The 1,633-nt window shown below is 32.7% G+C and carries 1 protein-coding gene; it reads right to left on the reverse strand.

The features are described from left to right. Nucleotides 1-172: 172 nt before the first annotated feature. On the reverse strand, nt 173-1,459 hold the full coding sequence (locus V7014_RS26700; protein WP_335512082.1) for a hemolysin family protein: 1,287 nt from the start codon (nt 1,457-1,459) through the stop codon (nt 173-175). Between the last annotated feature and the right edge of the window lie 174 nt (nt 1,460-1,633).

Raw genomic sequence — 1,633 nt, forward strand, 5'->3', positions numbered from 1 at the left:
GTTGTCTATACCAGTTTCTTTTCGGTAGTAAATAAAGAATATATAATGAATAATTTGTTCTATTAATTGATACTTTTAGTATTAGCAATTTAGGTATGAACAATGATGTAACATTTAACCATGATGTAGGCATTAAGAAAACCGCTCCCATTTTGATTGGTTACGGTCTTTCTTAAACCTTATAGGCTTCAATGAATAAAATATGTTGACCATCAATTTCTTTAACGATAAATACGTACCCATCTTCTTCGATTTGATCATCTTGTACGACGTCATATTTTTGGGTGAGAAACCATCCTCCTATCGTGTCAACTTCATCTTCTAATAAATCGATTCCAAGCAAATCGTTTATATCACCTATTAAAACTTTAGCGTCGAATATATAATGGTTATCAGCTATTTTACGAATATCAGGCAGTTCATCTGTATCGAATTCGTCACGAATATCACCAACGATTTCTTCTAGAATATCCTCAACAGTTACAAGCCCTGCCGTACCACCATACTCATCAAAAAGAATAGCCATATGGGAATGATTCTTTTGAAGAGTAATAAGCAAATCATTAATAGGGATCGTTTCAATGACAGCAATAACAGGATGAATATATGGTTCAATAGATTGAACAATTTGTTTATCTTGCATGATGAAGCTGGTCAAAACTTCTTTCATATTAATAATTCCTATTATATTGTCTTTATCTCCATCAACCACTGGGTAGCGGGTATAGCGTTCTTGAAGAACAATCTCCATTACATCTTGAAGGGAATATTCTTTATCTACAGAAACAATCTCTGTACGAGGAACCATAATCTCTTTTGCAATTCTTTCGTCAAATTCAAAAATCTTATTAACATATTTGTATTCTGAGGGGTTAATTTCTCCGCTTTTTAAGCTTTCAGAAAGAATGATTCGCAATTCTTCCTCAGAATGAGCCATATCATGTTCAGATGCGGGCTTTAATCCAAAGATACCAATAATAAATGCTGCAGAATGATTTAATATCCATATGAATGGGAATAGAATTCTGTAAAACCAAATAAGGGGTTTTGCAAAATATAAGGTAATTATTTCGGCTTTTTGAATCGCTAGTGTTTTAGGTGCCAGCTCTCCAATAACGACATGAAGAAATGTAATTGTTGTAAATGCAATGGAAAACGACAATATTGTTGTTAATGCTACATTTGTAGTAAAGCTTTCAAATACAGGCTTTAACATATGTTCAACAGTAGGTTCACCCAACCAACCAAGACCAAGTGATGTCAAAGTGATTCCTAATTGACAAGCTGATAAGTATTCATCAAGTGAAGAAATAACTTTTTTAGCAGCGATGGCTTTAGAATTTCCTTCAGCCAATAATTGATCAATTCTTGTGCTTCTTACCTTTACAATGGCAAACTCAGATGCAACAAAAAAAGCTGTAAATGCTAATAGTAAAATAATGATTAGAATATTGATCATAACAAGAATGTACAGTTACCCCCTCTTAGAAACATAGTTCATACTCTTGTTTTGATTTTGCCCAATGAAATCATAACCATACGAAAAAAAATTCGGAAGGAGAATGACGGGAGAAAATCGATAAACCATTCATTTTTCATTGTTATGAATGCATATATTAAAGAGAAATGATAT

It is taken from the genome of Bacillus sp. JJ722, from assembly GCF_036963345.1.
Lineage (GTDB): Bacteria > Bacillota > Bacilli > Bacillales > DSM-1321 > Bacillus_AD.